This is a genomic window from Streptococcus sp. 2741, assembly GCF_013276315.1.
Classification (GTDB): domain Bacteria; phylum Bacillota; class Bacilli; order Lactobacillales; family Streptococcaceae; genus Streptococcus; species Streptococcus pseudopneumoniae.
Genome location: NZ_VMKU01000073.1, coordinates 1 through 6,352, shown reverse-complemented (window position 1 = coordinate 6,352; position 6,352 = coordinate 1). Strand labels below are relative to the sequence as shown.

Sequence of the window (6,352 nt, the reverse complement as noted above, 5' to 3'; positions counted from 1 at the left end):
CCGTAGGTTGCTCAAAACACTGTTTTGAGGTTGTAGATAAGACTGACGAAGTCAGTCACATATATACGGTAAGGCGACGCTGACGTGGTTTGAAGAGATTTTCGAAGAGTATTAATAGAGTTTTTTTGACATAGACTTTGGGCTCTACTAGGTAAAGTAGAGCTTTTTGTTATGTAGTATCAACATTCTAGAAAGGGCAATCATATGATAAAAATCAATCACCTGACCATCACACAAAACAAAGATTTACGAGACCTTGTCTCTGACCTCAGCATGACCATCCAAGACAGGGAAAAGGTCGCTATTATTGGTGAAGAAGGAAATGGCAAATCCACCTTACTTAAAATTTTAATGGGGGAAACTTTGCCTGATTTCACTATCGGGGGAGACATTCAATCTGATTATCAATCAATAGCCTACATTCCTCAAAAACTTCCTGAGGACCTGAAAAATAGAACTCTACACGACTACTTCTTTTTAGATACTATTGATTTAGATTACAGTGTCCTCTATCGTTTAGCTGAGGAATTGCATTTTGATAGCAATCGTTTCGCAAGCGACCAAGAGATTGGTAGTCTATCAGGGGGTGAAGCTTTGAAAATTCAGCTCATCCATGAGTTAGCCAAACCTTTTGAGATTCTATTTTTAGATGAACCTTCAAATGACTTGGATCTTGAGACGGTTGATTGGCTAAAAGGTCAAATGCGCAAGATTCGGCAAACCGTTATTTTCATTTCCCATGATGAGGACTTTCTTTCTGAAACGGCAGACACTATTGTTCACTTGCGACTGGTCAAGCACCGTAAAGAAGCAGAAACACTAGTAGAGCATTTAGACTATGATAGTTATAGTGAGCAGAGAAAGGCTAATTTTGCCAGACAAACCCAGCAAGCAGCCAACGACCAAAGAGCCTACGATAAAACCATGGAAAAACATCAACGAGTTAAACAAAATGTAGAAACTGCTCTTCGAGCTACCAAAGACAGTACTGCCGGTCGCCTATTGGCTAAAAAGATGAAAACTGTCCTCTCACAAGAAAAACGCTACGAAAGAGCAGCTCAGGCCATGACCCAAAAGCCACTTGAAGAGGAAGAAATCAGACTTTTCTTCTCAGATATACAGCCATTACCTACTTCTAAAGTCTTAATCCAACTGGAAAAAGAAAATTTATCCATTGGCGAGCGAATTTTGGTGCAAGAACTACAATTAACTGTCCGTGGCCAAGAAAAAATCGGTATTATAGGGCCAAATGGTATTGGAAAATCGACCCTATTAGCCAAGTTACAGCAACTTTTTAATGCTAAAAGAGAGATTTCGCTTGGTTATATGCCACAAGATTACCAGCAAAAACTGCAATTGGATTTATCACCAATAGCCTATCTAAGTAAAACTGGGGAAAAAGAGGAACTACAAAAAATCCAATCTCACTTAGCCAGTCTCAATTTCAGTTATCCAGAAATGCAGCATCAAATTCGCTTCTTATCTGGCGGACAACAAGGAAAACTCCTGCTTTTGGATTTAGTCTTGCGCAAACCAAACTTTCTCCTGCTAGATGAACCCACACGAAACTTTTCTCCAACTTCTCAACCCGAAATTAGAAAACTCTTTGCCACTTATCCTGGTGGTCTCATCACTGTTTCGCATGACCGTTGTTTCTTAAAAGAGATCTGTTCAATCATCTATCGCTTAACAGAACACGGTTTGGAGGTAGTTAATTTTCAAGATTTATAAATTTTCAACATCGCAAATATGTGGGGCAAAAACACAATTTTAGGAGAAAAAGAAGTAAATCTTCCCATAATAAAACGCATAATATCAAGTTTTCACACCTGATATTATGCGTTTTTCAGATTTTAAAGACTTTTTCCAGCCTTCATTTTACATATGTTTTAAACGTTCAATCCGTTCTGAGATAGGTGGGTGGGTATAAAAGAGTTTTTTGAACCCTCCCCCTTTCTTAGGATCATTGATATAAAGTGCACTGCTAGCATCATCGACGTGGCGACTCATAGGTTTGCTATTGTCCAACTTATCTAGGGCATTAATCATTCCCTGGGGATTGCGAGTCAGCTCGACACTAGATGCATCTGCCAGAAATTCCCTCTGACGAGAAATAGCGAGCTGAACCAAGGTTGCAGCGAGAGGTGCCAGTACAATAGCTAGTAGGGAAACCACTAGCATAATGATTTCAAGACCATTTCCATCTCGGTCATCATCACTTCGTCTGCGACCTGCTCCACCCCACCACATCATACGACCTGCCATACCAGAAAGCATGGTGATAGCACTAGCAAGGGCAACTGCAATAGTCGAAATACGGATATCATAATTACGAATATGACTGACTTCATGTCCCATAACAGCTTCTAGTTCTTCACGATTCATGATAGCTAGTAGACCTGAAGTCGCAGCAACCGCCGCATTTTGAGGGTTAGAACCTGTCGCAAAGGCATTTAAGGCTGGATCATCAATGATGAAAACACGGGGCATAGGAATCTGAGCGACCATAGCCATATCTTCCACTACGTGGTAGAAATCTGGTGCCGTTTGTTCATCAATCTCACGCGCCCCGTTCATGGACATGACAATCTCTGTTGATTGAAAAATCATGGACAAGGCATAGATAAAGCCGATAATCAGTGCGATAACCAAACCACCAATCCCAGACCGCATAAAGAGGTAACCAACCGCATAACCAACAAGAGCTAAGAGTAGGAAAAATACCAGCAACAAAATCCACGTTTTTCGTTTATTGCTTGCAATTTGATCAAACAACATCTTAGTCACCTAAACCGCTAAAATCAACTTTAGGAACTACCTTTTCCTCTTCTGGTGTTTGAAGGAAATCTGCTTCTTTAAATCCAAACATTCCAGCGATAATATTGCTTGGGAAAGTTTCTAATTTTACATTGTAGTTGCTGACAACACTGTTATAAAGTTGACGAGAGTAAGAAATTTTATTTTCTGTGTTTGTCAACTCCTCTTGCAATTTAACAAAGTTGGCACTAGCTTTCAAATCTGGATAGCTTTCTGCAACTGCAAAAATACCTGAAACCTGACGAGTGAGGGCATCACTAGCTTTCATAGCTTCTGCTGGTGAAGTCGCTGCTGCCACTTGGTTACGTAGTTCTGCTACCTTTTCAAGGGTAGAACCTTCATATTTAGCATAACCTTTTACAGTTTCAATCAAGTTTGGCAAGAGGTCATTTCGACGTTTCAACTGAACATCAATCTGGCTCCAAGCCTCCTTTGTTTGCATACGATTTTTAACCAAACCGTTATAGCTAACAATCACAAAAATAACAATAAGAGCTAAAACTCCAAGAATAATCCAAGTCATGATATAAGTCCTTTCTGCTTTTAGATTAGTACCAGTATATCAAATTTTTAATGATTGTGGTAAAATAAGATGATACTAAAGAAGGAAATAACTATGAAACCAGAAACATTTTACAACTTGCTTGCCGAGCAAAATCTTCCACTTTCGGACCAGCAAAAAAAACAATTTGATCGTTATTTTGAACTCTTGGTTGAGTGGAATGAAAAGATTAATTTAACAGCTATTACGGACAAGGAAGAAGTTTATCTCAAACATTTTTACGATTCGATTGCACCCATTCTTCAAGGCTTGATTCCCAATGAAACTATCAAATTGCTTGATATTGGAGCTGGGGCAGGATTTCCTAGTCTGCCGATGAAAATCCTCTATCCTCAGTTAGATGTGACCATCATTGATTCGCTCAATAAACGTATCAACTTCCTGCAACTTTTGGCTCAAGAATTGGATTTGAACGGAGTTCATTTCTACCACGGACGTGCCGAAGATTTTGCCCAAGACAAGAACTTCCGTGCTCAATATGATTTTGTAACAGCTCGTGCGGTTGCCCGCATGCAGGTTTTATCTGAATTGACAATTCCTTACCTTAAAGTTGGCGGAAAACTATTGGCACTCAAGGCCAGCAATGCCCCTGAGGAATTATTAGAAGCTAAGAATGCCCTCAACCTCCTCTTCAGTAAAGTCGAAGACAATCTCAGCTACGCCCTACCAAATGGAGATCCGCGTTATATGACAGTTGTAGAAAAGAAAAAAGAAACGCCAAATAAATATCCACGTAAGGCTGGTATGCCAAATAAACGCCCACTTTAATCTTTTTAGTAAAAAAATATTTACAAAATCAACCTCGCTCTTTTATTTTTAGGCTCGGGAAAAAATGATTTACAAAATCAACCTCGCTCTCTTATTTTTAGGCTCGGGAAAAAATGATTTACAAAATCATTTTTTTCTGCTATACTATCCTAAGCAAAGGTTTTTAATGTCATCCCGTGAGGTGACGAAGACACAGAAATACTTGAAACTCTTTAAAGTTTAGATTTTAGAGAAGTCTTACTCTGAGGGCCTATTGCTGTAAAATAATGGGCTCTTTTTTGATACCCAAAAGTGAGGTTTATATGAAACAAGAATCAACTGTTGATTTGTTACTAGACGTTGACCAACGTCCTTCGGCTGGAAAAGGAATTCTCCTTAGCTTCCAACACGTTTTCGCCATGTTTGGTGCGACCATCTTGGTACCCTTGATTTTGGGAATGCCTGTATCTGTTGCCCTTTTTGCTTCAGGTGTTGGAACACTCATCTACATGATTTCAACTGGTTTTAAAGTTCCAGTTTATCTAGGTTCTTCATTTGCTTTTATCACAGCTATGTCACTGGCTATGAAAGAAATGGGTGGGGATGTATCTGCTGCTCAAACAGGGGTTATCTTGACTGGTTTGGTCTATGTCCTTGTTGCTACCAGCATCCGATTTGTAGGAACAAAATGGATTGATAAACTCTTGCCACCAATCATCATCGGACCTATGATCATCGTTATCGGTCTTGGACTTGCAGGTTCAGCTGTTACCAACGCTGGTCTTGTAGCTGATGGGAATTGGAAAAATGCTCTTGTAGCAGTTGTTACTTTCTTGATTGCTGCCTTTATCAATACAAAGGGAAAAGGATTCCTACGAATCATTCCATTTCTCTTTGCCATTATCGGTGGTTACCTCTTCGCACTAACTCTTGGCTTGGTTGACTTTACACCAGTTCTTAAAGCTAACTGGTTTGAAATTCCTGGTTTCTACTTGCCATTTAACACAGGTGGTGCCTTTAAAGAATACAATCTTTACTTTGGTCCAGAAGCCATCGCTATCTTGCCAATCGCTATCGTAACAATTTCTGAACATATCGGAGACCATACTGTTTTGGGTCAAATCTGTGACCGTCAATTCTTAAAAGAACCAGGTCTCCACCGTACTCTTCTTGGTGACGGTATCGCAACTTCTGTTTCTGCCTTCCTTGGTGGACCAGCCAATACAACTTACGGAGAAAATACAGGGGTTATCGGTATGACTCGTATCGCTTCTGTCTCAGTTATCCGTAACGCTGCCTTCATCGCGATTGCCCTCAGCTTCCTTGGTAAATTCACTGCCTTGATTTCAACTATTCCAAACGCTGTACTTGGTGGTATGTCAATCCTTCTCTATGGGGTTATCGCCAGCAATGGTTTGAAAGTCTTGATTAAAGAACGTGTTGATTTCGCTCAAATGCGAAACCTCATCATCGCAAGTGCTATGTTGGTTCTTGGACTTGGAGGAGCTGTCCTTAAACTTGGTCCAGTTACACTTTCAGGTACTGCTCTTTCAGCCATGACAGGAATCATCTTGAACTTGATCTTGCCATACGAAAATAAAGACTAATACTCTTCGAAAATCTCTTCAAACCACGTCAACGTCGACTTGCCGTAGATATATGTAACTGACTTCGTCAGTCTTATCTACAACCTCAAAGCAGTGCTTTGAACAACCTGCGGCTAGTTTCCTAGTTTCCTAGTTTGCTCTTTGATTTTCATTGAGTATAAGAGTCTAAACATATCAAAAAACAAGCATTTCCAATTACGGAAGTGCTCATTTTTTTGATACTTAAAAGTAAGTGTATCCCCCTAACGCTGTCTAATATGTCTCCCCTATATGCATACGCTTCCACTCAGAGAACTCTACCTTGAACAGTTCAGGGGCTTTTTTAGCATTGTTATAAACTATAATATAGTAACCTTCCTTATTCCAAAACTTTCCTAAAATCTCAGCGTCTTCCAGCTCTGCTTCATAATCTAATACTCATCTGCTTTCAAAAAGCATTCTAGTCCATCTCCGATTAACGATGGACTTTATCACCTCCTTCTCCAGTCCTTGTATAACATCTTGAAGTTGATTCATGATATCTTCCAATATGGGCATCAACAGCTCCATAACAATAGCGAAATTCTCGTATATAGTGACTATGGACATGTGGACCTACTCCCCATTGGAGCCCAACAAG

The 6,352-nt window shown here is 39.9% G+C and carries 5 protein-coding genes and 1 pseudogene; 3 read left to right on the top strand and 3 right to left on the bottom strand.

Translation table 11 applies throughout. The annotated features are described in order from the left end of the window. Positions 1-204 precede the first annotated feature (204 nt). Positions 205-1,731 carry an ATP-binding cassette domain-containing protein gene (locus HT671_RS07810; protein WP_023934417.1) on the top strand — a complete coding sequence of 509 codons (1,527 nt, stop codon included), beginning with the start codon at positions 205-207 and terminating at the stop codon, positions 1,729-1,731. A gap of 147 nt (positions 1,732-1,878) precedes the next feature. On the opposite strand, the gene htpX is transcribed toward HT671_RS07810, so the two are convergent. Both htpX and HT671_RS07800 read right to left on the bottom strand, forming a co-directional pair. After that, positions 1,879-2,778: a zinc metalloprotease HtpX gene (gene htpX, locus HT671_RS07805; RefSeq protein WP_023934415.1), complete on the bottom strand. Its 900-nt coding sequence runs from the start codon at positions 2,776-2,778 to the stop codon at positions 1,879-1,881. A gap of 1 nt (position 2,779) precedes the next feature. Continuing rightward, positions 2,780-3,340 carry a LemA family protein gene (locus HT671_RS07800; RefSeq protein WP_023936539.1) on the bottom strand — a complete coding sequence of 187 codons (561 nt, stop codon included), beginning with the start codon at positions 3,338-3,340 and terminating at the stop codon, positions 2,780-2,782. A 93-nt stretch (positions 3,341-3,433) separates the two neighbouring features. Between HT671_RS07800 and rsmG the strand changes: the two genes are divergently transcribed. After that, positions 3,434-4,147: a 16S rRNA (guanine(527)-N(7))-methyltransferase RsmG gene (gene rsmG / locus HT671_RS07795; RefSeq protein ID WP_023936541.1), complete on the top strand. Its 714-nt coding sequence runs from the start codon at positions 3,434-3,436 to the stop codon at positions 4,145-4,147. A 302-nt stretch (positions 4,148-4,449) separates the two neighbouring features. Beyond that, entirely contained in the window at positions 4,450-5,733 is a 1,284-nt protein-coding gene (locus tag HT671_RS07790; protein WP_050208611.1) for a solute carrier family 23 protein, read from the top strand. Positions 5,734-6,150: 417 nt separating this feature from the next. On the opposite strand, the pseudogene HT671_RS07785 reads toward HT671_RS07790, so the two are convergent. Continuing rightward, positions 6,151-6,352: pseudogene (locus HT671_RS07785) on the bottom strand (hypothetical protein); the annotation flags it as partial.